This window comes from Micromonospora sediminicola (assembly GCF_900089585.1).
GTDB lineage: Bacteria > Actinomycetota > Actinomycetes > Mycobacteriales > Micromonosporaceae > Micromonospora > Micromonospora sediminicola.
Genome location: NZ_FLRH01000003.1, coordinates 2,252,944 through 2,278,553 on the forward strand (window position 1 = coordinate 2,252,944; position 25,610 = coordinate 2,278,553).

General features: G+C 76.4%; 23 protein-coding genes. 8 read left to right on the top strand and 15 right to left on the bottom strand.

Annotation, left to right across the window (positions count from 1 at the left end; translation table 11 throughout):
• Positions 1-19: 19 nt before the first annotated feature.
• Together GA0070622_RS11210 and pknB are read right to left on the bottom strand one after the other, a co-directional pair.
• Positions 20-889, bottom strand: coding sequence for a deoxyribonuclease IV (locus GA0070622_RS11210; RefSeq protein WP_176710446.1), 870 nt, complete (start codon positions 887-889; stop codon positions 20-22).
• An 80-nt stretch (positions 890-969) separates the two neighbouring features.
• Positions 970-2,952 carry a Stk1 family PASTA domain-containing Ser/Thr kinase gene (pknB, locus tag GA0070622_RS11215; RefSeq protein WP_091573245.1) on the bottom strand — a complete coding sequence of 661 codons (1,983 nt, stop codon included), beginning with the start codon at positions 2,950-2,952 and terminating at the stop codon, positions 970-972.
• A gap of 144 nt (positions 2,953-3,096) precedes the next feature.
• Between pknB and GA0070622_RS11220 the strand changes: the two genes are divergently transcribed.
• On the top strand, positions 3,097-3,477 hold the full coding sequence (locus tag GA0070622_RS11220) for an Rv2175c family DNA-binding protein (RefSeq protein ID WP_091573246.1): 381 nt from the start codon (positions 3,097-3,099) through the stop codon (positions 3,475-3,477).
• Positions 3,478-3,574: 97 nt separating this feature from the next.
• On the opposite strand, the gene GA0070622_RS11225 is transcribed toward GA0070622_RS11220, so the two are convergent.
• Both GA0070622_RS11225 and GA0070622_RS11230 read right to left on the bottom strand, forming a co-directional pair.
• Positions 3,575-4,657 carry a polyprenyl synthetase family protein gene (locus GA0070622_RS11225; protein ID WP_091573247.1) on the bottom strand — a complete coding sequence of 361 codons (1,083 nt, stop codon included), beginning with the start codon at positions 4,655-4,657 and terminating at the stop codon, positions 3,575-3,577.
• Positions 4,658-4,666: 9 nt separating this feature from the next.
• Positions 4,667-6,127 carry an NsdA family TPR-like regulatory protein gene (locus GA0070622_RS11230; RefSeq protein ID WP_245666184.1) on the bottom strand — a complete coding sequence of 487 codons (1,461 nt, stop codon included), beginning with the start codon at positions 6,125-6,127 and terminating at the stop codon, positions 4,667-4,669.
• A gap of 224 nt (positions 6,128-6,351) precedes the next feature.
• On the opposite strand from GA0070622_RS11230, the gene metF reads away from it, so the two are divergent.
• Entirely contained in the window at positions 6,352-7,269 is a 918-nt protein-coding gene (gene metF, locus GA0070622_RS11235; protein ID WP_091573248.1) for a methylenetetrahydrofolate reductase [NAD(P)H], read from the top strand.
• A gap of 44 nt (positions 7,270-7,313) precedes the next feature.
• Positions 7,314-8,003 (top strand): CDP-alcohol phosphatidyltransferase family protein, encoded by a 690-nt coding sequence (locus GA0070622_RS11240; RefSeq protein WP_091573249.1) that lies wholly within the window; start codon positions 7,314-7,316, stop codon positions 8,001-8,003.
• Between the two features lie 99 nt (positions 8,004-8,102).
• On the opposite strand, the gene GA0070622_RS11245 is transcribed toward GA0070622_RS11240, so the two are convergent.
• From GA0070622_RS11245 to GA0070622_RS11295, 11 genes are all read right to left on the bottom strand, one after another.
• Positions 8,103-9,590: a phytoene desaturase family protein gene (locus GA0070622_RS11245; protein WP_091573250.1), complete on the bottom strand. Its 1,488-nt coding sequence runs from the start codon at positions 9,588-9,590 to the stop codon at positions 8,103-8,105.
• A gap of 12 nt (positions 9,591-9,602) precedes the next feature.
• Entirely contained in the window at positions 9,603-10,730 is a 1,128-nt protein-coding gene (locus tag GA0070622_RS11250) for a glycosyltransferase family 2 protein (RefSeq protein WP_091577181.1), read from the bottom strand.
• Entirely contained in the window at positions 10,727-11,578 is an 852-nt protein-coding gene (locus GA0070622_RS11255; protein WP_091573251.1) for a carotenoid biosynthesis protein, read from the bottom strand. Before GA0070622_RS11255 ends, GA0070622_RS11250 begins: the two co-directional genes overlap by 4 nt.
• 56 nt (positions 11,579-11,634) lie before the next feature.
• A complete protein-coding gene (locus GA0070622_RS11260; RefSeq protein WP_091573252.1) occupies positions 11,635-12,189 on the bottom strand; it encodes a GNAT family N-acetyltransferase in 555 nt (184 codons plus the stop codon).
• Entirely contained in the window at positions 12,186-12,917 is a 732-nt protein-coding gene (locus tag GA0070622_RS11265) for a monooxygenase (RefSeq protein WP_091573253.1), read from the bottom strand. The genes GA0070622_RS11260 and GA0070622_RS11265 overlap by 4 nt, the downstream gene beginning before the upstream one ends.
• Entirely contained in the window at positions 12,914-13,402 is a 489-nt protein-coding gene (locus tag GA0070622_RS11270; RefSeq protein ID WP_091577184.1) for a YbaK/EbsC family protein, read from the bottom strand. The genes GA0070622_RS11265 and GA0070622_RS11270 overlap by 4 nt, the downstream gene beginning before the upstream one ends.
• A 66-nt stretch (positions 13,403-13,468) precedes the next feature.
• Complete coding sequence (locus GA0070622_RS11275) at positions 13,469-14,059, bottom strand: DinB family protein (protein ID WP_091573254.1); 591 nt, start codon at positions 14,057-14,059, stop codon at positions 13,469-13,471.
• A 37-nt stretch (positions 14,060-14,096) separates the two neighbouring features.
• Entirely contained in the window at positions 14,097-14,810 is a 714-nt protein-coding gene (locus GA0070622_RS11280) for a TetR/AcrR family transcriptional regulator (RefSeq protein ID WP_245666185.1), read from the bottom strand.
• Between the two features lie 41 nt (positions 14,811-14,851).
• The gene (locus GA0070622_RS11285; RefSeq protein ID WP_091573255.1) at positions 14,852-15,706 is read right to left on the bottom strand and encodes an FAD:protein FMN transferase; all 855 of its coding nucleotides are present in this window, start codon (positions 15,704-15,706) and stop codon (positions 14,852-14,854) included.
• Complete coding sequence (locus GA0070622_RS11290; RefSeq protein WP_091573256.1) at positions 15,703-16,191, bottom strand: FMN-binding protein; 489 nt, start codon at positions 16,189-16,191, stop codon at positions 15,703-15,705. Before GA0070622_RS11290 ends, GA0070622_RS11285 begins: the two co-directional genes overlap by 4 nt.
• 20 nt (positions 16,192-16,211) lie before the next feature.
• Positions 16,212-17,609: a ferredoxin reductase family protein gene (locus tag GA0070622_RS11295; protein ID WP_245666186.1), complete on the bottom strand. Its 1,398-nt coding sequence runs from the start codon at positions 17,607-17,609 to the stop codon at positions 16,212-16,214.
• Positions 17,610-18,133: 524 nt separating this feature from the next.
• Between GA0070622_RS11295 and GA0070622_RS11300 the strand changes: the two genes are divergently transcribed.
• From GA0070622_RS11300 to GA0070622_RS11320, 5 genes are all read left to right on the top strand, one after another.
• Positions 18,134-18,637 (top strand): SAV_6107 family HEPN domain-containing protein, encoded by a 504-nt coding sequence (locus GA0070622_RS11300; protein ID WP_091573257.1) that lies wholly within the window; start codon positions 18,134-18,136, stop codon positions 18,635-18,637.
• 138 nt (positions 18,638-18,775) lie between these two features.
• Complete coding sequence (locus GA0070622_RS11305) at positions 18,776-19,519, top strand: hypothetical protein (protein WP_091573258.1); 744 nt, start codon at positions 18,776-18,778, stop codon at positions 19,517-19,519.
• Positions 19,516-21,633 (top strand): Y-family DNA polymerase, encoded by a 2,118-nt coding sequence (locus GA0070622_RS11310; RefSeq protein ID WP_091573259.1) that lies wholly within the window; start codon positions 19,516-19,518, stop codon positions 21,631-21,633. Before GA0070622_RS11305 ends, GA0070622_RS11310 begins: the two co-directional genes overlap by 4 nt.
• 261 nt (positions 21,634-21,894) lie before the next feature.
• Positions 21,895-25,260, top strand: a complete 3,366-nt coding sequence (locus GA0070622_RS11315; protein WP_091573260.1) for an error-prone DNA polymerase — start codon at positions 21,895-21,897, stop codon at positions 25,258-25,260.
• A gap of 99 nt (positions 25,261-25,359) precedes the next feature.
• Positions 25,360-25,539 (top strand): hypothetical protein, encoded by a 180-nt coding sequence (locus GA0070622_RS11320; RefSeq protein WP_091573261.1) that lies wholly within the window; start codon positions 25,360-25,362, stop codon positions 25,537-25,539.
• Positions 25,540-25,610: the final 71 nt, after the last annotated feature.

A 25,610-nucleotide genomic window follows, 5' to 3' on the forward strand; every position in this document is an offset into this window, starting at 1 on the left:
GGCGGTCCCGCCCGGCCGGTCAGGGGTGGAGGCGCCTGAGGGTGGCGATGTCGGCGGCGTGTCCGACGTGCTTCTCCGTCGGCGTCTCCACCAGCACCGGTACGCCCGCGGTCGCCGGGTGGCCCATCAGCTCGGCGAACGCCGGCTCGCCGATGCTGCCCTTGCCGATGTTCTCGTGCCGGTCCCGGGTGGAGCCGCACAGGTCCTTCGAGTCGTTGGCGTGCACCAGCCGCAGCCGGTCCGCGCCGACGGTAGCGACCAGCGTGTCCAGCGTTGCGGTCATGCCGCCCTCGGCGGCCAGGTCGTGCCCGGCCGCCCACGCGTGACAGGTGTCGAAGCAGACGCCCAGCATCGGGTGCCGGTCCACCGCGTCGAGGTAGGGGCCCAGGTGCTCGACCCGCGAGGCCAGTGACCGGCCGCCCCCGGCGCTCGGCTCGACCAGCAGCATCGGCCCGCCGACCGCCGCCGTCTCGTCCAGCAGCGGGAGCAGCGACTCCCGGACCTGCCGCAGGGCCGCCTCCGCGTGCCCGGCGTCGACCGCGCTACCGGCGTGGAACACCACCCCCTCGGCGCCGATCGCGCGACCCCGCCGCAGCGCGTGGGCCAGCGTCTCCGCCGACCGGGTGACCGTGGCCGGGGTGGGGGAGCCGAGGTTGACCAGCAGCGAGGCGTGGACGAACACGGGCAGCCCGCGTTCGCCGCAGCCGTCCCGGAACAGCGCGTCCTGCGCCGGGTCGCCCGCCGGCAGCGCCCAGCCGCGCGAGTTGGAGACGTAGACCTGCACCACCTCCGAGGCGGCCGCCTCGGCGTACGGCAGCGCCGCCCGGGCCAGGCCGCCGGAGGTGGGCGTGTGCGACCCCACCCGCCGGCGTCCGCCCGTCGCGTTCACCGTGCGCTCACTCCTCGCGCTCACAGGGCCGGTCTTCGTTCGCGACTGCGGGGCTCGCAGGACCGGCTCGCTCCTCGCGCTCACAGGCAGGTCACCGTGACCGTCGTGCCCGGCGGCACCGGCGTGTTCTCGGCCGGGTTCTGCAACCGGGCCACGCCGTTCGGGTTGAGCTGGATGTTGACCGGGAAGCCCTGGCTCTCCAGCGTCTGCTTGGCCTGCTGGCAGGGCATGTCGATCACCCGCGGGACGGCGACCTGCGCCGGGCCCTTGCTGATCTCCAGCTTGACCTTGGCGCCCTTCTCCACGCCGGTGCCGTCGGCCGGGCTCTGACCGAGGATCTCGTCCTTCGGCTTGTCGGAGTCCTTGTAGTTCTCCTCCGGGGTCAGCCCGAGCTGCCCGAGGATCGTCCGCGCCTCGTTGACGTTCTTGCCGACCAGGTTCGGCACGCTCACCGGGGCGCGGCCCTTGCTGAGGATCAGCGTCACCTTCGACCCGGGCTTGACCACCGTGCCGACCTTCGGGTCGGTGGCCAGCACCACGCCGGCCGGCAGCACGTCGTCGTAGCGGGAGGAGCCCTTGGCCGGCACCAGCTTGAGGCCGGTCAGCTCGGCCTGGGCCAGCTCGAAGTCCTTGCCCACCACGTCCGGCACCGGCAGCCGCTCCGGGCCGAGCGACAGGGTCAGCGTGATCGTGCCGCCCTTGACGATCCGGGTGGCCGACGCCGGCGCCTGCCCGAGCACGGTGTCCTTCGGCACCTTCTCGTCGTGGCGGGGGTCGGCGTAGCGCAGCGTGAAACCACCGCGCTGGGCCTGCGCCTCCGCCTCGGCCTTGGTCAGGCTCACCATCTGCGGCGCGACCGTGTAACGGCCGACCCCGAACCACCAGCCGCCGATCGCCGCCACCAGGCCGAGCACCACGACCGCCGCGGCGACGGCGAGGCGGCCGCGCGGCGAGCCCATGACCCGGGTACGCAGGGCGGACAGCCGTGCGCCCAGCCCCTCCGGCTCGTCGGCCCGACGCCGGTGCGGTCGCTGCCCGCCGCTCTCGGGCAGCCGGGCCCACGGGGGACGCTCGGCGGGCCGGACCGCGGCCACCACCTGGGTCGGCTGGCTCAGCACCGCCGTGTCGTCGCTCACCCGGCGCAGCACCGCGGTGTGCGCGTGCGGGTTGCCCAGTTCGTCGCGAGCCGCCTGCACCTCGGTCAGCAGCGCGCCGGCGTCGGCCGGGCGGGCGGCCGGGTCGCGGCGGGTGGCCCGGGCGACCAGCGCGTCCAGGACCGGCGGCAGCGCCGGGACCAGGGTCGACGGGGCCGGCACGTCGCGGTCGACGTGCTGCCAGGCGACCTCGACCGGCCGGTCGCCGTCGTAGGGAACCCGGCCGGTGAGCATCTCGAACAGCACGATGCCGGCGGAGTAGACGTCGGTGCGCGGGTCCGCGTGCCCCTGGGTGACCAGCTCCGGCGCCACGTAGGCGACGGTCGCCATGAGCTGGTTGCCGTTCTCCTCCTCGGCGCTCGCCTCGACAGCCCGGGCCAGCCCGAAGTCGGCCACCTTGACCACGCCGTCGACCAGGTTGCCGCTGCCGCCGGTGGGCGCCTCGGCGACCAGCACGTTCTCCGGCTTGACGTCGCGGTGCACGAGGCCGGCGCGGTGCGCGGCGGCGATCGCGGCGAGCATCTGCTCGGCGATCGCGAGCGCCTCGTCGGGGGCGAGCCGGCGCCGCTCGGCGAGCACGTCGCGCAGGGTCCGGCCGCGGACGTACTCCATCACCAGGTAGGGCAGGCCGGCGTGGATCCCCTGGTCGTAGACCGCGACGACGTTGGGGTGGGTGAGCCGGGCGATGGTCTTGGCCTCGTCGGTGAAGCGCTCGACGAAGCCGGCCATCCGGGCCCGCGCCTGCGGCGCCTGGGTCGGGTGAATGATCTTGACCGCCACGGTGCGCTCCAGGCGCTCGTCGGTGGCGGTGTACACGGTCGCCATGCCGCCACGAGCCACGCGACCGCGAATGCGGTAGCGCCCGTCGATCAGCGAGCCCAGCAACGTGTCGGCGACCTGTGTGTCCATCGGCAGGCAGTCTATGTGTCGGGACGGTGAAGGTTGAACAGGATGCTACCGCCGGGTTCGGACGAGGGGGGACCGCCGCGCTGCCGCCCCCCGGGTCCGGGGTGCCGTGCAGCCGGTGGGGCGGGCACGTGGCAGGGTGGTCGGGTGACCGATTCCGTACCCACCGAGACGGGCGCCGACCTGCCCGGACCCACCGACCCCGCCGGCTGGCTGACGCTGCCGGACGTGGCCGAGCGCCTCGACCTGTCGATCAGCAAGGTGCACCAGATGATCCGGGACCGCGAGCTGCTCGCGATCCGCCGTGACGGTGTCCGCCGGATCCCCGCCGACCTGGTGGCCAACCGCACCGTGCTCAAGCACCTGCCCGGCGTGCTCAACCTGCTCGCCGACGCCGGCTACGACGACGAGGAGGCGTTGCGCTGGCTCTACCGGGAGGACCCGTCCCTGCCCGGCACGCCGGCCGTCGCGCTCGGCGGCGACCTGGCCCGCGAGGTCAAGCGCCGCGCCCAGGCCGTCGCCTTCTGACCCGACCCCCGGTTCCCGCCCGTCGATCATGAGGTTGGCGGCACGATCGGAGATCAACTCCGCCGTCAACTTCATGATCGACGGGGTGGGGGTGGGGTCAGTCGGTGCGGCGGGTGGCGGCCATGGCCAGGTCGACCAGGGCCTGGCGGGCCTCGGTGTCGAGGTCGACGGTGGTGAGCGCGGCCAGGGCACCCTCGGTGAGGCCGGCGATCCGGCGCTCGGTGCGCGCCAGCGCGCCGCTCGACGTGATCAGCTCGCGCAGCCGGGCCACCCCGGCGGCGTCCAGATCCGGCGCGCCCAGACCGCTCAGGAGCAGCTCCCGGCCGGTCGGGTCGAGCGTCTCCAGCGCCGCCGCCACCAGATAGGTCCGCTTGCCCTCACGCAGGTCGTCGCCGGCCGGCTTGCCGGTGCGCTCCGGGTCGCCGAAGACACCCAGCACGTCGTCGCGGAGCTGGAACGCCTCGCCCAGCGGCAGCCCGTACGCCGAATAGGCAGCGTGCACCTCGGCCGGCGCGCCGGCCAGCGCGGCGCCCAGCAGCAACGGGCGCTCGACCGTGTACTTCGCCGACTTGTACCGGGCCACCTTGCCGGCCCGTTCCAGCGACGTGTCGCCGGTGGCCTGGGTCAGCACGTCCAGGTACTGCCCGACGGTCACCTCGGTGCGCATCTCGTCGAAGACCGGCCGGGCCCGCGCCACCGTCGTCGGCGCCAGGCCGGCCGAGTGCAGCAGCTCGTCGGACCAGACCAGGCAGAGGTCGCCCAGCAGGATCGCCGCGGCGTCGCCGAACGAGTCGGCGTCGCCGCCCCAGCCGGCCGCCCGGTGGCGCGCGGCGAACCGCCGGTGCACCGCCGGCTCACCCCGGCGGGTGTCGGAACGGTCCATCAGATCATCGTGGATCAGGGCGCTGGCCTGCACGAACTCCAGCGCGGCCAGGGCGGCCACGATCTGGTCGGAGTCGACCCCGCCGGCGCCCCGATAGCCCCAGTAGCCGAAGGCCGGGCGCAGTCGCTTCCCGCCGCCCAGCACGAACGCCTCGATCGCCTCGGCGACCGGCAGCAGGCCGTCGTCGACGGCGGTCAGCCAGCCACGCTGGCCGGAGAGGAACTCGGTGAGCGCCTTGTCGATCCGCTGGCGCAGGCCGGCGCGGTCGACCGGGGAGACGGGAGCAGCGTGGGTCACGCCCCGACGCTAGTCGCTCCCGACCCGTCGTGGCGCGCCCCCACCCCGGCGTGCCGCGCGACGCGTCGGGTGCGCCCGTCGCGCCCGCGCCTCCCCGGACCAGCCAGGGACCGGCCCGGGGAGGTAGGGACGGGCGGACGCGGTCAGCCCCGCGTAGCGCCGGGCGGCCGGTTCGGACGGGCGGGCGGCCAGGGCGCGGCGGAACTCGGTGAGCTGGCCGACGGCCCGGTGCGAGCCGGAGCGGACGGCGTCGAGCAGCGCCGCCGAGGCCACCTCGCACGCCTCGGGCACCTCACCGAGTCGCAGGTGCGCCCGGGCCAGCCAGCCGCCGTAGACGGCGGCCCGGCGCGGCCGGCCCGGGACCGTCGCCGCCCGGGCCAGCAACGGGACGGCGCGCGCCGGACGGCCCGCCGCGACCAGGGTCCGCCCGGTCATCGCCGCCAACTCGGCCTCGTCGAGCCAGTAGAGCCAGGGCGGTTCCCGCCCCGGCTCCGGCGTACCGGCCCCGGCCGCGCCGGCGAGCGCCCGGTCGGCGGCGCGGTGCCGGCCGGCGAGCGCCGCCGCGAGCGCGACCCGGTGCAGCAGCAGTGCCCGCAGGCCCGCTGAGGCGGTGGCGCGGCTGGCGGCGTACCCGATCCGGGCCAACGTGAGCGCGCCGGCCGGATCGCCGGCGTCGGCCAGCAGGTGGCTGGCGGACCCGAGCACGTACGCGGCGAGCGGCCGGTCCCCGGCGGCCAGGGCGGCGCGCAGCGCCAGCCGGTAGGCCACCAGACCCGCGGCCGGGTCACCGGCGTCGGCGGCCAGCCATCCGGCCAGCTGGGCCGACTCGGCCAGGACCGGCAGCAGCCGGCGGCGGCCGGCGGGCCCGGCGAGCCGGTAGCCCCGTGCGGCGCGGCGCAGCCGGCGGGCGCCGAGCACGGCGAGGTCACCCCCGCCGAGCAGGTCGTCCCAGCGCCGCAGCGCGGCCAGCCCGACCCCGTCCGGTGGGGCGTCCGGAGCGGCGCGGGGACGGGCGCCGCCCGGCGGCGCGTCCGGACCCTCGGGCGCGGTCGGGGAGACGCCGGCCACCGGGTCGGCGCGGAGCAGCGCGTCGCCGAGCGACCCGGCCGACGTGCCGCCGGTCGGGTCGGCGGCCCAGCGGTGCGCCAGGGTGAGCAACGCGAACCGGGCACGCGACCCGGCCGGGTCGACCGCCGCCGGCGCCACGCCGAGGCGGCGGCTGCGCGCGGCGGCCTCGGCGATCAGCTCGCCGGGCACCCCGAGGACGGTGGCCAGCCACGCGGACCAGAAGTCACCGGGAAGGCGGACCTGGCGTTCCCACCGGGACACCTCGTGGCGGGTCAGGGTGGGCACGCCGGAGGCGGCGCAGAGCTCGGCGGCGACCCGCTGCTGACTCCAGCCGCGGGCGGAGCGCAGCTCGACCAGGAGCGGCCCGAGCAGGCGGGGGCCGGACGGCGAAGACGGGATCATCGGGTCCTCCGGGGCGACGGCGCGGGACGGCGACACCGACACCGGTCGTGCCGGACCGGCGCGTCACCGTCGTGGCGACCCCCGACGCGGGCCCCCGGGCCGGCCACCGGCCGCCCCACCGCGCTGCCGTCGTTTCTACCCCCGGGGTACGACGCTCCGGCGGTGCCTGCTCGCGGGCTGGGAACATCCTCGGCGCGCCCGCCCGGTCCGGCTAGAGTCGGTCCGTGGCGCTCGGTCTTCCCTCGGTCCTCCCCAACTCCCAGCCGGCGATCGGGGAACTGATCCGTGACGGCCGGCCGACCTTCTCCTTCGAGTTCTTCCCGCCGAAGACGCCGGCCGGCGAGAAGCTGCTCTGGCAGGCCATCCGCGAGTTGGAGTCGTTGCGCCCGTCGTTCGTCTCGATCACCTACGGCGCGGGCGGCTCGACCCGGGACACCACGGTCGCGGTGACCGAGCGGATCGCCACCGAGACCACGCTGCTGCCGATGGCGCACCTCACCGCGGTCAACCACTCGGTCGCCGAGTTGCGACACGTCATCGGGCGGCTGGCCTCGGTCGGGGTGCGCAACGTGCTGGCCGTCCGGGGCGACCCGCCCGGCGACCCGGGTGGCGAGTGGGTCCCGCACCCCGAGGGCGTCCACTACGCCGAGGATCTGGTCCGGCTGGTCCGCGACAGCGGCGACTTCAGCGTCGGGGTGGCCGCCTTCCCGTACAAGCACCCGCGCTCGCCGGACGTGGCCAGCGACACCGCGCACTTCGTCCGCAAGTGCCGGGCCGGCGCCGAGTTCGCCGTCACCCAGATGTTCTTCGACGCCGACGACTACCTGCGGCTGCGCGACCGGGTCGCCGCCGCCGGCTGCGACACCCCGATCCTCGCCGGCGTGATGCCGGTGACCCAGATCGGCACCATCGAGCGGTCCGTGCAGCTCTCCGGGGCGCCGTTCCCCCGGGCGCTGGCCGAACGGTTCGAGCGGGTGGCCGACGACCCCGCGGCGGTCCACCGGCTCGGCGTCGAGCAGGCCGGCGAGATGTGCGCCCGGCTGCTGGACGAGGGCGTGCCGGGGATCCACTTCATCACCCTCAACCGGTCGACCGCCACCCGCGAGGTCTGGCAGCGGCTGCGTGCCGACGCCCGGGTGTGACCACCCGCCGGACGACACCCGAGCCGCCCTTCTACGGTTGATCCGTGGTGGGCACACAGCTGAACTGGGACCAGTACGCGACCGCGTGGGCGCGGCTGCACGGCGGGTTCGATCCCCGGACCGCGGCGCCGGTGGTGCGCGCCTGGCTGCGCTTCGCCTACCACGTGGGCTACGTGCTGGGCCGGCTGCGGGTCGGCCCGACCGCGGTGACCGTGTTCGGCGTGCTGCTCTGCTTCTGCGTACCCCTGCTGGTGGGCCGGGTCGGCGACGGACCGTTCCTGGGTTCGCTGTTCGTGCTGCTCGCCGCGGTGGCGGACAGCGTCGACGGCGCGGTGGCGGTGGCCACCAACCGGACCACCCGGCTGGGCTACGTCTACGACTCGGTCGCCGACCGCCTCGGCGAGGTGGCCTGGCTGATCGCGTTCTGGCTGCTCGGCGCGCCCGGCGCGCTGGTCGCGGCGGCCGGCGGACTGTCCTGGCTGCACGAGTACGTGCGGGCCCGGGCCGTGTCCGCCGGGATGCGGGAGATCGGCGCGGTGACCGTGGGGGAGCGGCCCACGCGGGTCTGTGTGGCCCTGGTCGGCCTGCTGGTCGCCGGGCTCACCGGGCTGATCGACGCCGACCTGACCGCCGGCACCATCACCATGGCGACCACGGTGTGGGTGCTGCTCGCCGGATTCGGCCTCGGCCAGTTGCTCGCCGCCGTGCGTCGCGCCCTGGCCGACGCCGGCTGACCGGCCGCGCGGGCCCAGTGGGCGCGTCGCCTGGGGTGGGCGTTAACAGGGGGCCCCTCCTCTACCCGAGGCGTTAAGAAGGGGCCCTTCCTTACACCCTCACCAGGCCGGCCCGACCGCGTCGGCGACGATCTCCGCGGACAACGTCACCATGGGCAGCCCGCCCCCCGGGTGGCTGGAGCCGCCGACCAGCCACAGCCCGGCCGCCGGACCCCGGTTGGCCGGGCGCAGCAGGCCGCCCGCGGTGCCGTAGATCGCCCCGCCCGGCGCGCCGGTGGCCGCGTCCAGGTCGGCCGGGGTGCGGATCTCCCGGAACACCAGCCGGTCCCGCACGTCCACGCCGCGTTCGGCGAGCACGTCGAGGATCCGGTCCGCGTACGCCTCGGCCAGCCCGGGCCGCCGCCAGTCCACCGCCCCGGCGGCGGTGCCGTGCCGGGGCGCGTTGACCAGCACGAACCACGCCTCGTGGCCGTCCGGCCGGACCGTCGGGTCGTCGGCGGCGGTGACGAAGACGGTCGGGTCGGGCGCCGGGCGGGCCCGCACCCCGCGACCGGGGTCGCCGAAGACGGCGTCGAACTCGGCGTCGTAGTCGCCGGGGAAGAAGACGGTGTGGTGGGCCAGCCCGGAGTCGCCGCGGACGCCGAGCAGCAGCACGAAGCCGGCCAGGCTGCGGTCGGTGAGTGCGGCCAGCCGGCGCGGGTCGGGCAGCAGGTCCCGGTAGACGGTGAGCGCGTCCACGTTCGCCACCACCACGTCGGCCGGAACGGGGGCGGCCGACCCGGCGACGCGTACCCCGTGCACCCGGCCGCCGGCGGCGTCGATCCGGGTGACCGCCGTGTCGGTGCGCACCACCACGCCCAGGTCCAGGCAGCGCGACAGCAGCGCGTCGGCGAGCGTGCCCAGCCCGCCGCGCAGGTACCAGCCGCCGTAGGCCAGCTCCGCGTAGGGGACGGCGACCAGCGCGGCGGGTGCGCGGCGCGGGTCGGCGCCGGTGTAGGTGGCGTAGCGGTCGAGCAGCATCCGCAGTCGCGGGTCGGACAGGTACCGGCGGCCCAGGCCGCGCAGCGTGCGGCCGGGGCCGATGGCGGCGAGGTCGCCCAGCCGCCAGGCCAGCGCGGCCAGGTCGCGCGGGGAGTCGACGGTGCGGCGCAGGATGTCCCGGTGCGAGGCCGCCCACACCCGGTCGGCCCGGCGCCACAGCCGCTGCCAGTCGGCGGCGGACCGGTCGCCGAACGCGGCGCCGACGCGGGCGGCGAACTCGTCCGGGTCGGCGCAGGAGTCCAGCGTGGGACCGCCGCCCGGGAAGACGTGCCGCACGATCGGGTCCAGCGGGACCAGATCGAGGTATTCGTCGAGCTTCGCGCCGGTCGCCTCGAACAGGTCGGAGAAGACCTGCGGCAGGGTGACCAGGCTCGGCCCGGTGTCGAAGCGCCACGCCCCCTCCGGGGTGTGGTGGGTGTGGCGGCCGAGTTTGCCGCCGACCGTGCCGGCCCGTTCGAGGACGGTGACCTCGTGCCCGGTGACCGCGAGCCGGGCGGCGGCGGCGAGGCCGCCCACGCCGGCGCCGATGACCACGATGCGCGCCATGACGTGCCCCTCCTAGGTGACCGGGCGACCCCGCCAGGTGAGCCGGCGTCGCTTCCGCAGATGGTACGACCGGACGGTCAGCCAACCGAGGACCACGACCGACACGGGGTGCGCCAGCGCGTCGGGCCAGGCCCGGCCGCCGGTGGCGCGGGCGCTGACCACGCGCCCCGCGACGCCGCCCAGGTAGGCCAGGAACGCCACCGCGGCCACCGCCGGCGCGCCGGCCACCAGCGTCGACACGGCCAGCAGCGGCGGCGCCGTGTAGAGCAGGAGCAGCAGGATCAGCACGGCGGCCGCGCCGGCCGGGTGGCCGAACGACGCCCAGAGCGACTTGGTGTAGCCGTCGCGCAGCTGCGGCCAGTCGTCGTACATCCGGCAGGAGGCCAGCCGGGAGCCGTCGGCCAGCGCGATCCGGCCGCCGGCCCGCTTCACCGCCCGGGCCAGCTCGATGTCCTCCAACACCTTGTCGGCCACCGCCGCGTGCCCGCCGGCCCGCAGGTAGCCGGCCCGGTCCACGACCAGGAACTGTCCGCCCGCGGCGGCCAGCGAGGGCCGCCGCGAGCGTTCCATCGCGCGCAGCGGCAGGAACGTCAGCCACAACCACTGCAACAGCGGCTGCACCAGCCGGTCGGCCGCGGTCCGCACCACGATCCGGGGGTACGGCGACAGCAGCGTCGCGCCCGCCGCGCGCAGCTCGGCCACCGCCGCCGCGACCGCGTACGGGGTGAGCACCACGTCGGCGTCGACGAACGCCAGCACCGTCGGCTCCGGGTCGGCCCGGGTGGCGAGCTGCCAGCAGGCATGCGGCTTGCCCAGCCAACCGGGCGGTGGGGCGACGCCGCTGAGCAGCGTCACCCGGGGATCGGCGCCGGCCACCGCGCGGACCACGTCGGCGGTGCCGTCGGTCGAGCCGTCGTCGAGCACCACGATCCGCAGCCCCGGCACCCCGCGCTGGGCGAGCAGCGCGCGCAGGCACGGGGTGACCCGGTCGGCCTCGTCGCGCAGCGGCAGCAGCACCGCCACCGCCTCGGCGACCTCCACCGGGGCGGCGCCCGGGCGACGCAGCCAGGCGAGCGCGTTGACGAGCGTGTGCCCGGTGAGCGCGGCGACCGCCACCACCAACGCGAGGGCGGCGGTCATGCCGGCGCGTCGACGCGCGGCGTGGGATCCGGCGCGGTCGCCCGGTCCCGGCGGCCCCGCCACAGCGCCACCGCCAGCGGCACCGCGGCCACCGCCATGCCGGCCGCGCCCCAGAGCGCGGACGCGGGCAGCCGGAGGAAGACCGCGTGCGCCAGCACGCTGGAGGCGTACGTCCAGAGGTAGAGCGCGAACATCGGGGCGTCCCGGCCGTCGACCCGGTCGGCGGACGGCCCGGCGAGCGGGCGCAGCGCGGCGGCCAACAGGACCGCGAAGCCCAGCCAGCCGAGGTAGTTGCTGACCGGGATGCCGGGCAGTCCGGGCAGCGCCGGGGTGGCGTCGAGCCAGGTCCAGTAGCCCTCGGCCACCATCTGCGGGTCGAGGAACAGATCCCACGCGGCCAGCCCCACCGCCGCGAGCGCGACCCGTGCAAGGAGGGGCCCCTTCTTAACGCCTCCGGTAGAGGAAGGGCCCCCTTTTAACGCCTGGGTGAGCCGGACCGCGGTGAGCCACGCCGGCCAGGCCATCCAGGTCCAGGCCAGCGGGATGATCAGCGGCACGCCGGCCAGCTTCGGGCCCAGCTCGCCGGAGTAGTCGTAGCTGCCGAACGGGAACCCGGTGGCCACGCCGAGCGCCTCGACGGCGAACCCGCCGCCGGTGGCGACGGCGACCAGCGCGGCCGCGGCCCGGACGCCCCGGGTGAGCAGCGCGTGGCCGACGGAGAGCAGCCAGCCGAGCACCACGGTGGCCACGGTCAGCCCGGCCCGGGTCGCGCCGCCGGTGAGCGGGTAGCAGATCTGGGCGAGGACCAGGACGGCCAGCAGCGCCCAGGGCAGCCGCACGCCTCTCACCGTGCCGCCTTTCGTTCGCGACTGCGGGGCTCGCAGGCCCGGCTCACTCCTCGCGCTCATGGCCGGTCCGGCGGGGGGAGTGGCAGGTCCCGGCCGAGCACGCCGAACGGCCGTTCGTCACCGGGGAAGTGGAAGTGCCGCAGGACGTCGGTGAAGCCGAACCGGCGGTAGAGCCGCCAGGCCCGGGACGTCTGCTCGTCGGCCTCGGGGGTGGAGAGGAGCGTGGTGTCGCCCTCGGCCATGGCGAGCAGCGCGCGCAGCTGGCGGGCGCCCAGGCCGTGCCCCTGCGCGGGTGGACGGACGTGCAGCTCAACCACCTCGAACGGATGGGTCAGCCAGCGCTGCCGGGCCGGCGGGGTCAACGCCCGCAGCACCTGGTCGTGCCACCACTGGCCGCTGGCGCCGAGGTAGCCGTACCCGAAGCCGGCCAGGTGTCCCTCGGTGGTCAGGCTGGCGACGGCGCGGAAGCCGGGCCGGCGGACGTGGGTGGCGATGTAGCCGCGCCGGGCCTCCAGCAGGTCGGGACGGTAGCCCATCGCCTCGCCGTAGACGGCCACCACGTCGTCCAGACGCCGGACCAGGTCGTCCGGCGTCCACCGCACCAGCCTCATGCGTTCCCTCTCGCCGAGTCGGGGTCGCCCTCGGCGGCGACCCAGCCGAGCACCCCACGGTCGCCGACCACGTCGCCCACCGCGAACCGCGCGAACAGTTCCTCCGCGTACCAGCCCTCGGTGGGGGTGCGGGTGATCGCGGCGCGGTGCTCGGGGGAACGGTACGCGAACGCGACCAGGTCCGCCGGGTCGCGCCACACGCTCACCGTGCCCTGCCAGCCCAGCGGCGCCTCGCCCACGCCGAACCGGGCGAGCAGCCCCGGCGCGGCGTGCAGCGCGCCGGCGACCGGCGGGATCGCCCGCCAGAACGTGGCCGCCCGCCGGGCCCGCAGCCGGGCCCGGGTCAGCGCCAGCACCGGCCCGGTGACCCGGCCGCCGGCCGGCGCGCCGAACGGCTCCCGGCCGGACCACTGGCCCCGGCTGGTCAGCGGGCGCAGCTCCACCCGCACCGCGGCGCCCGCGATCCGGGCCCAGGACCGGGCGACCGGGGAGGAGTCGAAGCCTGCCGCGTCGGCGGGGGAGTCCCACACCACCAGCGCGGCCCAGCGGGTCAGGTCGGCGTCGCCCGGCCCGAAGCCGGTGCCGGTCCCGGTGCCGAGCAGCTTGGCGAAGCGGACGCCGGGCAGCCGGCGCAACCGGGCCGGGTGGGTGGCCATCCGGGCCAGCGCCCCGGGCACGGACCGGCGGGGGACGCGCCACACGTGCAGCGTGACGAGGTCGGGGTTCACGCCACCTCGGCCGGGGTGCCGGCGGTGATCCGCAGCAGTTCCGCGTACGTGGTGGGGAACACCGCCTGGGGCACGCCGCCGGCCGCCCAGACCTCGTCGTATCCGGCCAGGGCCGTGTCGACCAGGGTGCGCAACGGTCCGGGGTGGCCGACCGGGGCGACCCCGCCGATCACCTGGCCGGTGTGCCGCCGGACGAAGTCGGGGCTGGCCCGGCGCAGGTGGGTCACGCCCAGCGTGGCGGCCAGCCCGGCGGTGTCGACCCGGTGCGCGCCGGAGGTGAGCACCAGCAGCGGCGCGTCGTCCGCGTCGAAGATCAGCGAGTTGGCGATGGCGCCGACGGCGACGCCGAGCGCGTCGGCCGCCGCGGCGGCGGTGTGCACCGCCTCCGGCAGCAGGCGGACGCGGCTCGGACCGCCGGAGCCGTCCCGCGCTCCCGCGTCGTCGAGCGCCCGCTGCACCGCCTGCACGTTCGGGTGTGGCTGCATGCCGGCCATTCTCCCCGCCGCGCCCGCCCGGCGCGCAGCCACCCACGCCGCGTCCCGCCGGCCCGGCTACCGGAACCGGTCGGCGAGCCCGGTCAGCTTGGCGACGTACGCGGGCCAGTCGTGGTCCCGGGGGAGGCTGGTGTTCCCCTGCTGCCATCCGATCGCCCCGTCGTGCTGTTCGCGCAGGATGTCGGCCTGCCCCGCGTGGCGGGCGAGGTCGTAGACCACGCGCACGACGATCTCGTGCAGGGTCACGTCCGGGGCGTCCGGCCCCCACCACGGCACCCGTCCCGGGGCGTCGAGCGGCAGCTCGGCGATCGTCTCGTCGGCGAAGGCCCCGACGCGCCGGTAGAGGTCGATCAGCCCGTCCTTCGTCTCGTCCTCCCGGGCGTACCAGTCCGCCTGGGGGTCCTTCTCCTGCGCGGCCAGGGAGACCAGTTCCTCGGGCGTCGGGAACTCGCGGCCGAAGGTGGGCCCGAAGTAGCCGGCCTCGACGTTGAGGCAGTGCTTGATGATGCCCAGCAGGCTGGTGCCGGTCGGGGTACGGGGCAGCCGGGCGTCGCGTTCGCCCAACCCGTCGAGCTTCCAGATCAGGTCGTCGCGGCACGCCTGGAGGTAGTGGCGCAGCGCCGTCTTCGGGTCGTTCCTGTCAGCCATGCGCGTCAGTCTGCCGCCGCCGGACGAACCGGTGGGGTCACGGCGGGTCGCCGCCGGTGGCGCGGGTGGCGATGAACGCGGCGATGCCGTCGAGGATGCGGGCCAGGCCGAAGTCGAGGGTGTCGTGGTCGGCCGGGCCGTCCGGGCCGGGGCGCAGTGCGGCGTCCAGCGCCGGGTAGCGGTCCCCGCGGCCCCGCACCAGCGCGCCGAACGCCGCCTCCCGGCCGGACCCTGGCGGCAGGCCGGCCAGGTTGCGGGCGTGCCCGACCAGCAGCGTCGCCACGTCCAGCCGCTCGGTCGCGGTGAGCCCCGTCCCGGCGAGCGCGGCGACGACCCGCTCCACCCAGGACAGTTCGTGCGGTCCGGGCAGCCGGGCGCCCACGGCCGCCGCCTGCGCCCACGGGTGCCGGCGGAACCGCTCGACCAGCCGCCGGGTCCAGTCGTCGAGCTGACCGCGCCAGTCGGCCCCGGCCGGTGCCGGCGGGGGTTCGCCCAGCGCCGCGTCCAGCATCAGCGCGACCAGCTCGGCCCGTCCGGGCACGTAGCGGTAGAGCGCCATCTTGGTGACGTCGAGCGACTCGGCGACCCGCTGCATGGTGAGCCCGTCCAGCCCGTCCGCGTCGGCGACGGCGATGCCGGCGCGGGCCACGGCGGCCGGCGAGAGGGTGGGGCGGGGGCCCCGCCGAGGGCCGGCGGGCGCGCCCCAGAGCAGCTCGAACAGCCGTTTCTTGTCGACCTCGCCGGCCCGCACGGATGGCCCTCCCACCTCGCCGGGCGGCGTCGGTCCGCCCGCTACGCCGACGATACGGCCACCTGCGCTCCGGACCCGGCCCGGCCCGCGCCGGACCGGGCCGGGAAACGGGAACCGGGCCAGCCCGGCGTGGTCCGGACCCGCCCGGCGACGTCCACCACCAGCGCGGCGTACCCGTCCAGGGTGGCCAGCCAGTCCGGGGCGTCCGGGCCGCGGGCGACCGCCGCGGTCGCGTACACGTCGGCCCAGAGCAGGTCGGGGCCGACCACGGTGACCGACCGGACGGCCCCGGCCGGTCGCCCGGCGCGGGGGTCGGTGATGTGCGTGCCGCGCCGGGCGGTGCCCGAGGTGGCCACCGCGCCGTCGGCCCGCTCGACCACGTCGAGCATCCGGTCCGGCCGGTCGGGGTCCTCGACGCCGACCCGCCAGGGCGGCCAGCCCGGCGTGGCCCGCAGCAGCACGTCACCGCCCGCGTTGAGGCACAGGTCGTGCCCCGCCAGGTCGGTCAGGTGCCGCGCGGCGCGCGCCACCGCCCAGCCCTTGACCAGCCCGGACGGGTCGAAGCCCACGCCGCCGAGGGGCAGCGGCAGGCGACGGGCGTCGAACCACCCGCCGGTACGCGCGCGGGCGGTCTCGCAGAGCGCGGCCACCTCGCGCAGCAGCGGGTGCGTGGTGGTGGCCGGGTCGGGCGGCGCGCCGCCGAGGCGACCCAGCTCGCTGTCCGGCCGGTACGTGCTGAACACCGCGTCGGCCCGGCGCAGCTCGGCGAAGACCCGGGCCACCCGCTCCGCCACCGCCTCGGTGCGCACCGCCGGACCGCGCAGGTGGACGCTGACCGGCAGCCCCATCACCTGCTCCACCCAGGCGCGCCGGTCCGGCCCGGCCGGCGTGGTCACCGCAGGTGCGCCGCGTCGATGGCGGACTGGAGCGACTCCCGGTAGCCGTCGCTGGTGACGGTGGCCCCGGAGACGGTGTCGATCCGCGCGCTCTGCGCCGCCAGGGCCTCCTGCCGCAGGATCGGCACCGCGTAGTCGTTGATCTCCTGGTCCCGGTGGTTGCCGTCGGGCACCTGGACGGCGGCCACGTCGGTGATCTTCCCGCCGGAGACGGTGATCCGCACCTGCACCGGCCCCCACCGGGTCTGCGCCACCGATCCGGTGGCGGTGCCGCTGCCGGTCGTGCCGCTGCCGTCGGTCGCGGCGCCGTCGGACGGGGCCGGGCCGGTGGCGCCGCCGTCCGTGCCGCTGAACGCGCCGCCGGCCGGGTCGCCGCCGGCGACCGCGCTCGTCTCCCCGCCCGCCCCCATGGTGCTGGTCCGGTAGCTGAACAACAGCACCAGCGCGGCCACGGTGGACAGCAACCAGATGGTGATCCGTCGCACGGATCCTCCCTTCGCGCCCGTCACCAGGCGAAGCGTTCGTGATGGACGTGCGCGTCGGGCACCCCGGCCGCGCGGGTCGCGACCCGGACGGCGTCGACCCAGCTGTCCGGCCCGCAGAGGAAGACGTCGTGTCCGGCCACGTCGGGGGAGAGCCGGCGCAGCGCCTCGGCGTCGGAGAGCCCCTCGGCGTACGCCGGCAGCCAGGACGGCCGCGCCGCCCGGGGTCCGACCAGGTGGTGCACCACCAGCCCGCGTTCGGTGACGAGCCGGTCCAGCTCGGCGGAGAAGACCAGGTCCTCCGGGGTACGCGCGCGGTGGACGAGCACCGCCTCGCCGGGCGTGTACGGCAGCTCCCAGAGCAGCGCCAGCAGCGGGGTGAGCCCGACACCGCAGGCCAGCAGCGTGATCCCGCCGCCCCGCCAGTGCTGTCCGGTGAGCCGCCCGTACGGCCCCTCGACCAGCACCCGGGTGCCGGGGCGCAGGGCGGCCACCCGGGCGCTGCCGTCGCCCAGGTCCTTGACCGTGATCCGGAGCAGGTCCCCCCGCGGCGGCGCGGACAGCGAGTACGGGTGGGCGCGGGACCAGCCGGGGCCGTCCAGGAACCGCCAGAGCAGGAACTGGCCGGCCCGTACCGGCAGCCGGTGCAGGTCCCGCCCGCGCAGCCAGACCGAGGTGACCCCGGGTGCCTCGGCGACCACCGCGGCCACCTCGATCCGGTGGCGCAGCGAGCGCCACGCGGGCAGGCCGAGCCGCCAGATCAGCACGCTGGCCAGCGCCAGCAGGTAGACCGTCCACCAGTAGGCGCGGGCGAGCGGCGAGGCGAGGAAGTCGGCGCCGGTCCAGAGCTGGTGCGGCAGCGCCAGCGCGACGCCCAGGTAGGCGTAGAGGTGCAGCAGGTGCCAGGACTCGTAACGCAGCCGCCGCCGGGCCGCGCGGACCGAGGTCACCACCACCAGCGCCAGCAGCGACAGCGCCGCGGTGGCCAGCAGCATCCCGGGGTACGTGACGACGAGGTCCCAGGTCTCGGCGAGCACCCCCCGGCGGGCGGTGCCGGCGTATCCGAGCACGGTCAGCAGCACGTGCGTCAGCAGCAGGTGGAACGAGGCGAATCCGGCGAGCCGGTGCCAGCGGGCGATCCGGTCCTGGCCGAAGCGGCGTTCCAGCAGCGGCACCCGGGCCATCAGCACCACCTGGACCAGCATCAGGTCGGCGCTGACCAGGCCGGCGAGCCGGCCGAGCGAGGTGAGCCCGGTGGCGGCGCCGGCCAGCAGCTCCTGCACGCCACGGTCGGCGGTCCAGAGGGCGGTGACGACGAGCAGGCTGAGCGCCGCGAGGGCGCCGGCGACGTCGGCCCACCAGGCGGGGGCGGTCGGCGGCGGGCGGCGCGGGGCCCGCCGGCCGGCCACGGCGGCGGTCACCGGAGGGTCTTCTCGGTACGGCTGACGCTCATGGGGTAAACCCTGGGCCGGCGAGTTCCGGTTCTCCTTTGCCGCTGCTGTGCCCCGGCTGGGAATCCGACGGGGTGCCGGCGTGTCCCTGGCGCGTCACACGTTGCGTTTTCGTCGGTGGGGAGGTGTACTGTCAGGGTAGTTAGAACGAGTGTTCGATTCCGACCCCCGGGTCGGACACCTCGTTCCACGGCTCCGGAGACGGTGTTTCGCGGCACCGGCCTCCGGAAGGTGCGGCTCCGCGGGCCGCACCGGGCCTCGGACAGTCGCGAGTCCGAGCCCGACAGGCAGGTCGTCGCCCGCCGCCCACGACCCCCGGGCGGCGGGCGACGGACCCGCCGGTACGCCGGCCGGGTGTGGGTGTGGGGAAGCGTCCACACCCGGCCGGCCGCCACCTGAGGTGCGTCTTCCTCCGCACCGACCGCTCCGGGCGACCGGGCGACGGCTCCTCGTCGCGCGACCGCCCGCCCCGGCCACACGCGGAGGAGAGACCCATGCCGACCAGTCCGGCCCAGGCGCCCACGGTGCCCGCGCACGTGTTGCCGCACCGCACCCCCGCCCAGTTGCTCGTGGTGGCGCGCGAAGGGCTGGCCGAGGCCGCCCGCACCCGCCCCGACGGCCTCCGCTACGCCGCCGCCCACCTCGCGGCGCTGCGCGCCGCCGCCGCCGTGCTCGCCGCCCGGGCCCGCCCCGCGCCCACCCGGCGCAACCGGATCACCAGCGTCTGGGTGCTGCTCGCCACCGTCGCCCCCGAACTGGACGAGTGGGCCGCCTACTTCGCCGCCGGCGCGAGCAAGCGGGCCGCCGCCGAGGCGGGCATCCCCCGCGTGGTCACCGCCCGGGAGGCCGACGACCTGCTCCGTTCCGCCGAGCAGTTCGTGACCGTGGTGGAGACCGCACTCGGGCTGGCCCACCAACCGACGCTCGACGGCCTGCACCGGCCCCTGCGGCTCGGCGGTCCCGACGCCCCGGCGCGATCCGGCGCGGCCGCCGCCTGACGTGGCGCCCGGCCGCCGTCGGCGGGACCCCGGGCGGCCGGGCGCCGCTCCCACGGCACACGCGTGCCGCGCAGCACACGATCCACAGCACCATCCACGGGCGGGGCCCGTGGCGAAACACGACGGGGGGTTGGTCCGATGGCGGGCCGCATGGTGGTCGGTTCCGCCGCCCTGGCCGAGCTGGTCCGGCCGGCGAGCGCGCCCGACCCGGCCGGCGGCCACCGGGTGCTCCCCGTCCGGGCCGAGTTGACCGGGCTGCTGCCCAACCGGGGCCTGCGTCGTGGCAGCACCGTCGCGATCGGCGCCGGCCAGCCCCGGCACAGCGGCGCCACCTCGCTGATCCTCGCCCTGCTCGCCGAGGCGTCCCGGGCCGGCTCGTGGTGCGCCGTGGTCGGCGTACCCACCTTCGGGGCCGGTGCGGCGGCGGAGGCCGGGATCGCCCTGGACCGGCTCGCGCTGGTGCCGCACCCCGGCCCGGAGTGGCCCACCGTCGTCGCCGCGCTCATCGACGGGGTCGACGTGGTGGTCACCGCCGTGCCGACCACGGTCGCCGCCTCGGTCGCCACCCGGTTGGCCGCCCGGGCCCGGCAGCGCGGCAGCGTCCTGGTGCCGTACGGGCGGTGGGACGGCGCGGACGTGACGCTCCAGGTGGTCCGTGGGGTCTGGCAGGGGCTCGGGCCCGGCCGGGGGCGGCTGCGCCGCCGCGAGGTGACCGTCTCGGCCCGCGGCCGGGGAGCGGCCGCCCGGCCCAAGGAGATCAAGGTGTGGCTGCCCGGCGACGAGCTGACCCGGGTGATCCCCCGCGCGTCCGGGGCCGGCGTCCCGTCCGTCACCGCCCCGACCCGTCGGCTGCGCGTGGTGGCCCCCGCGGTGGGCCGGTGAGCACCGCCCCGCCGCGGGCCCTGCTGCTCTGGTGCCCGGACTGGCCCGTCCTCGCCGCCGAGATCGTCGACGGCGTGCCGGCCACCGACCCGGTCGTGGTGCTGCACGCCAACCGGGTGGTCGCCTGCTCCGAGCGGGCCCGGGCCGAGGGGATCCGGCGCGGGCTGCGCCGGCGGGAGGCCCAGGGGCGCTGCCCGCAGCTCACCGTGGTCGACCACGACCCCGGCCGGGACGCGCGGGCGTTCGAACCGGTGGTGGCCGCCGTCGAGGAGGTGGTCGCCGGGGTCGAGGTGATCCGCCCCGGCGCGTGTGTCACGGCCGCCCGAGGGCCGAGCCGCTACCTCGGCGGCGAGGAGGCGGCGGCCGAGCGGATCGTCGAGCACGTCGCCCAGAGCTGTGCGGTGGAGAGCCAGGTCGGCATCGCCGACGGGGTCTTCGCGGCCGGGCTGGCCGCCCGGGAGGGGCGCATCCTGCCCCCCGGCGGCACCCCGGAGTTCCTGGCCGGCCGGCCGGTCGAGGCGCTGGGCCGGCCCGCCCTGGCCGACCTGCTGCGCCGGCTCGGCGTCCGTACCCTCGGCGACTTCGCGGCGCTGCCCGCGGGGGACGTGCTGGCCCGGTTCGGCTTCGACGGGGCGCTGGCGCACCGGCTCGCCGCCGGCCGGGACGACCGGCCGCTCGCGGTCCGGCAGCCGCCCGTCGACCTGACCGTCACCGCCGACCACGACGAGCCGATCGAGCGGGTCGACGCCGCCGCGTTCGCCGCCCGCACGCTGGCCGAGCGGCTGCACGAGCGGCTCGCCGCGTACGGCCTGGCCTGCACCCGGCTCGGCATCGAGGCGGTCACCGCGCACGGCCAGGAACTGCACCGGGTCTGGCGACACGACGGCCTGCTGACCGCCGCGGCCATCGCCGACCGGGTCCGGTGGCAGCTCGACGGCTGGCTCTCCGGCAGCAACGGCCGGGGCGGGGCCCGGCCGGCCCGCCCGACCGCCGGCATCATCCGGTTGCGGCTGGTGCCGGACGGCGTGCTCGCCCAGGCCGGCCTGCAACCCGGGCTGTGGGGGGAGACCGGCGCGGAGCGGGAGCGGGCGCACCGCGCACTGAGCCGGGTGCAGGGCATCCTCGGCCCCGAGGCGGTGGTCACCGCCGTCCTCGGCGGCGGGCGCTCCCCGGCCGAGCAGGTGCGTCTGGTGCCGTGGGGCGACGAACGGGCGCCCGCCCGCCCCGGCCCCCCGCCCCTGCCGACCCTTCCGTCGTCGGGCGTCGCGTCGTCGGCCCTTCCGTCGTCGGGCGTCGCGTCGTCGGCTCTTCCGTCGTCGGGCGTCGCGTCGTCGGCTCTTCCGTCGTCGGGCGTCGCGTCGTCGGCTCTTCCGTCGTCGGGCGTCGCGTCGTCGGCTCTTCCGTCGTCGGGCGTCGCGTCGTCGGCTCTTCCGTCGTCGGGCGTCGCGTCGTCGGCTCTTCCGTCGTCGGGCGTCGCGTCGTCGGCTCTTCCGTCGTCGGGCGTCGCGTCGTCGGCTCTTCCGTCGTCGGGCGTCGCGTCGTCGGCTCTTCCGTCGTCGGGCGTCGCGTCGTCGGCTCTTCCGTCGTCGGGCGTCGCGTCGTCGGCTCTTCCGTCGTCGGGCGCCGCGTCGTCGGGGGTCGCGTCGTCGGGCGTCGGGGCGTCGGGTCCGGCCGCTGTTCCGGCCGTGCGGTCCGGTGCGGCTGCCGCGCCGGTCCCGTCCGGTGGCCCGGGCGCGGCGGCGAGGCGGGCCGGTGGCCGGGCCGGCCGGGGTCGGGCGGTGCCCGAGCCACCGTGGCCGGGGCGGATCCCGCCACCGTCACCGGCCGTGGTGCTGCCCACCCCGGTGTCGGCCGAGGTGCACGACGCGTCCGGCCAGCCGGTCGTGGTGAGCGCCCGGCTGGCGGTCAGCGCGCCGCCGGCCCGGTTGACCGTGGGCACCGGCCGGCCGTCCGACATCTCCGGATGGGTCGGCCCGTGGCCGGTGGACGAGCGCTGGTGGGCGCCGGCCGAGGCGCGTCGTCGCGCCCGGTTCCAGGTCTGCCTGGCCGACGGCACCGCCCTGCTGCTCGCGGTCGAGGGCGGGCAGTGGCTGGTGGAGGCGATCTATGACTGAGCGGTGGGTCTCCGTCCCGAGCCGGGCTCCTGTCGGCGTGCGGTGCCCGGCCGGCCGAGCCGCCACACGATCTGATCGCGGGGCGGTCCCGGGCATCCCGCAGCACTCCCACCGGCTGTTTCCTTCCGCTTTCCGGGATACGCGTTCCAGCTGTCAGGAAGAAGGGAGATCTTGGAAGGAAAACGCCCCTCCAGGGGCCGTTTTCTACCAAGATCTCGGCCGGTTGGTGATCTCGGTGCTCGCCGAGCCAGGGGGCGCGGGATGAGCTTCCACAACCCGAAGATGCCCTGGTCGAAGTTGGAGCAGGTGCTCTCCGGGCGGGGCGGGGACGAGCCGGGCCGGGGCGAGCGGCACCTGCACGTGGTGGACCCGCTCGCGGTCGACGCCGACGGCGGCGACTCCCCGGCCTGGAGCCGCAAGCGCCAGGAATACCAACCGCCGGAGCTGGACCGCCCGGACGGCGTCGTCCCCTACGCGGAGCTGCACGCGCACTCCAACTTCAGCTTCCTCGACGGGGCCAGCCACCCGGAGGAACTGGCCGAGGAGGCGGCCCGGCTGGGGCTCACCGCGCTCGCCGTCACCGACCACGACGGCTTCTACGGCGTGGTGCGCTTCGCCGAGGCGGCCCGCGCGCTGCGGCTGCCGACGATCTTCGGGGCGGAGCTGTCCCTCGGGCTGCCCGGCCCGCAGAACGGCGAACCCGACCCGCTCGGCCGGCACCTGCTGGTGCTCGCGCACGGCCACGAGGGGTACGCCCGCCTGGCCGCCACCATCTCCCGGGCCCAGCTGCGCGGCGGGGAGAAGGGCCGCCCGGTCTACGGCGAGCTGGAGGAGATCGCCGCCGAGCTGCGCGACCACGTGCTCGTGCTCACCGGCTGCCGCAAGGGGCACGTGCCGGCCGCGCTGCTCACCGAGGGCGTCGACGCGGCTGCCCGGGAACTGGACCGGCTCACCGCGCTGTTCGGCGCGGAGACGGTGGCGGTGGAGCTGACCGACCACGGCCACCCGGTCGACGCCGACCGCAACGACGCGCTCGCCGAGCTGGCCGCCGCGGCCGGGCTGCCCACCGTCGCCACCAACAACGTGCACTACGCCACCCCGGGCCGGCGGCGGCTGGCCACCACCGTGGCGGCGGTCCGGGCCCGGCGCAGCCTCGACGAGATCGACGGCTGGCTGCCCGCCGCGGCCACCGCCCACCTGCGCAGCGGCGCGGAGATGGCGGCGCGGTTCGCCGCGTACCCCGGGGCGGTGGCGCGGGCCGCGGAGTTCGGCGCGGAACTCGCCTTCGACCTGCACCTGGTCGCGCCGCAGCTGCCGGCGTACCCGGTGCCGGCCGGGCACACCGAGATGAGCTGGCTGCGCCGGCTGACCATGGACGGCGCCCGCGAGCGGTACGGCCCGTCCGAGGCGCACCCGGAGGCGTACGCGCAGCTGGAGCACGAGCTGCGGATGATCTCCGACCTCGGCTTCCCCGGCTACTTCCTGGTGGTCTACGACATCGTCGCGTTCTGCCGCGCGCAGGACATCTACTGCCAGGGCCGGGGGTCGGCGGCCAACTCGGCGGTCTGCTACGCGCTGCGCATCACCAACGTCGACGCGGTCCGGCACCGGCTGCTGTTCGAACGCTTCCTCGCCCCGGAGCGCGACGGCCCGCCCGACATCGACGTGGACATCGAGTCCGACCGGCGGGAGGAGGTGATCCAGCACGTCTACGCCCGCTACGGCCGGGAGCACACCGCCCAGGTCGCCAACGTCATCTCCTACCGGCCCCGGTCGGCGGTGCGGGACGTGGCCAAGGCGTTCGGCTTCTCGCCCGGGCAGCAGGACGCCTGGAGCAAGCAGATCGACAGGTGGGGTTCGGTCGCCGCGGTCGACGTGGCGGACATCCCGGAGCAGGTGGTCGCGTACGCCAACGAGTTGCAGACCTTCCCCCGGCACCTGGGCATCCACTCCGGCGGCATGGTGATCTGCGACCGGCCGGTGATCGAGGTCTGCCCGGTGGAGTGGGGCCGGATGCCCGGGCGCAGCGTGCTCCAGTGGGACAAGGACGACTGCGCGGCCGTCGGCCTGGTCAAGTTCGACCTGCTCGGCCTCGGCATGCTCTCCGCGCTGCACTACGGCTACGACATGATCGGGATGAGCCTCGACCTCGGCGACATGACGCTGGACGACCCCGAGGTCTACGACATGCTCTGCCGGGCCGACTCGGTCGGGGTGTTCCAGGTGGAGAGCCGGGCCCAGATGGCCACGCTGCCCCGGCTCAAGCCGCGCGAGTTCTACGACCTCGTGGTGGAGGTGGCGCTGATCCGTCCCGGCCCGATCCAGGGCGGCTCGGTGCACCCGTACATCCGGCGCAAGAACGGCCAGGAGCCGGTCACGTACGCGCACCCGCTGATGCGCAACGCGCTGGAGAAGACGCTCGGCGTGCCGCTGTTCCAGGAGCAGCTCATGCAGCTCGCCATCGACCTGGCCGGGTTCGACGCGGCCGGCGCCGACCAGCTGCGCCGGGCCATGGGGGCGAAACGCTCGGTGGAGCGGATGGCACAGATCGCCGACCGGCTCTACGCCGGGATGGCCGAGCGGGGCATCACCGGCGAGCTGGCCGACGACGTCTACCGCAAGCTCACCGCGTTCGCCAGCTACGGCTTCCCGGAGAGCCACGCGATGAGCTTCGCCTACCTGGTCTACGCCAGCTCGTGGCTCAAGCGCTACCACCCGGGCCCGTTCCTGGCCGCGCTGCTCAACGCCCAGCCGATGGGCTTCTACTCGCCGCAGACGCTCACCGACGACGCCCGCCGGCACGGCGTGGAGGTGCGCCGGCCGGACATCAACGCCAGCGGCGCCAAGGCGGTGCTGGAGTCCACGCCGGAGACCCGGTGGGGCAGCGTGCCGGGCGAGCCGCCGCACGCCTGGGGGCTGGGCGGTCCGGCGGTCCGGCTCGGGCTGGGCAGCGTCCGTACCCTCGGCGACGACGTGGCCGAGCGGATCGAGGCGGAGCGGGCGGCGCACGGGCCGTACCGGGACATGCCGGACCTGGCCCGCCGCGTCGGTCTCACCGCCGCGCAGCTGGAGGCGCTGGCCACCGCGGACGCCTTCGCCTGTTTCGGGCTGACCCGGCGGCAGGCCCTCTGGGCCGCCGGCGCGGCGGCCCAGGACCGGCCCGGTCGGCTGCCCGGCACGGTGACCGGCGCGGACCCGCCCACGCTGCCCGGCATGGCGGACGTGGACCGGCTGGTCGCCGACGTGTGGGCCACCGGCCTGTCCCCGGAGAGCCACCCGGCCCGGTTCATCCGGGACCGGCTCGACGCGCTGGGCGCGGTGCCGATCGCCCGGCTCGGTCAGGTGCCGCCCGGGCAGCGGATCCGGGTCGGCGGGATCGTCACCCACCGGCAGCGGCCGGCGACCGCCGGCGGGGTCACGTTCCTCAACCTGGAGGACGAGACCGGCATGCTCAACGTCACGTGTTCGCCGGGGCTCTGGCAGCGCTACCGTCGAATCGCCCGCACCAGCGGCGCGCTGGTGGTGCGGGGCCGGTTGCAGCGGCACGAGGGCGTCACGAACCTCACCGCGGACCGGCTGGACGCGATCGAGCCGCCCGTCACGCCGGCGTCCCGGGATTTCCGCTGAGTGGAGTGATCCACATTACGGTTTCCCGGAGCCCGAGGCGGGAGACTCCCGGACACGGGTTGGGCAGAGTGGCCCACCCGGGTATGGGGGATGAACCAGATGACCTTTCACAGCACGTACCCCGGTGGCGTGGCCAACGCCCGACGGACCCGCCTCGGCACCGGATGGGCGCCCACCCACGAGGTCGAGCCGCGGGAATACCAGGTGACCGAGGGTCCGGTGGCCAACGCCCAGCGCTCCCGCGCCGAGGAGGATCCGGCCGGCGGCGGCGAGTCCTGACCCGCGGGCGGGGGGTGACCGGCCGCGACGGCCGTGGCTGGCCTTGATGGCCATGGCCGCACGGCCCTCAC

Bases quoted from the DNA above. Each gene is read 5' to 3' on its own strand.
- GA0070622_RS11315 (WP_091573260.1), top strand. From the start codon at position 21,895: ATGAGCTTCCACAACCCGAAGATGCCCTGGTCGAAGTTGGAGCAGGTG.
- GA0070622_RS11305 (WP_091573258.1), top strand. From the start codon at position 18,776: ATGGCGGGCCGCATGGTGGTCGGTTCCGCCGCCCTGGCCGAGCTGGTC.
- GA0070622_RS11270 (WP_091577184.1), bottom strand. From the start codon at position 13,402: ATGCAGCCACACCCGAACGTGCAGGCGGTGCAGCGGGCGCTCGACGAC.
- GA0070622_RS11250 (WP_091577181.1), bottom strand. From the start codon at position 10,730: ATGACCGCCGCCCTCGCGTTGGTGGTGGCGGTCGCCGCGCTCACCGGG.
- GA0070622_RS11230 (WP_245666184.1), bottom strand. From the start codon at position 6,127: ATGATCCCGTCTTCGCCGTCCGGCCCCCGCCTGCTCGGGCCGCTCCTG.
- GA0070622_RS11320 (WP_091573261.1), top strand. From the start codon at position 25,360: ATGACCTTTCACAGCACGTACCCCGGTGGCGTGGCCAACGCCCGACGG.
- GA0070622_RS11245 (WP_091573250.1), bottom strand. From the start codon at position 9,590: ATGGCGCGCATCGTGGTCATCGGCGCCGGCGTGGGCGGCCTCGCCGCC.
- pknB (WP_091573245.1), bottom strand. From the start codon at position 2,952: ATGGACACACAGGTCGCCGACACGTTGCTGGGCTCGCTGATCGACGGG.
- GA0070622_RS11275 (WP_091573254.1), bottom strand. From the start codon at position 14,059: ATGGCTGACAGGAACGACCCGAAGACGGCGCTGCGCCACTACCTCCAG.
- GA0070622_RS11300 (WP_091573257.1), top strand. From the start codon at position 18,134: ATGCCGACCAGTCCGGCCCAGGCGCCCACGGTGCCCGCGCACGTGTTG.
- GA0070622_RS11260 (WP_091573252.1), bottom strand. From the start codon at position 12,189: ATGAGGCTGGTGCGGTGGACGCCGGACGACCTGGTCCGGCGTCTGGAC.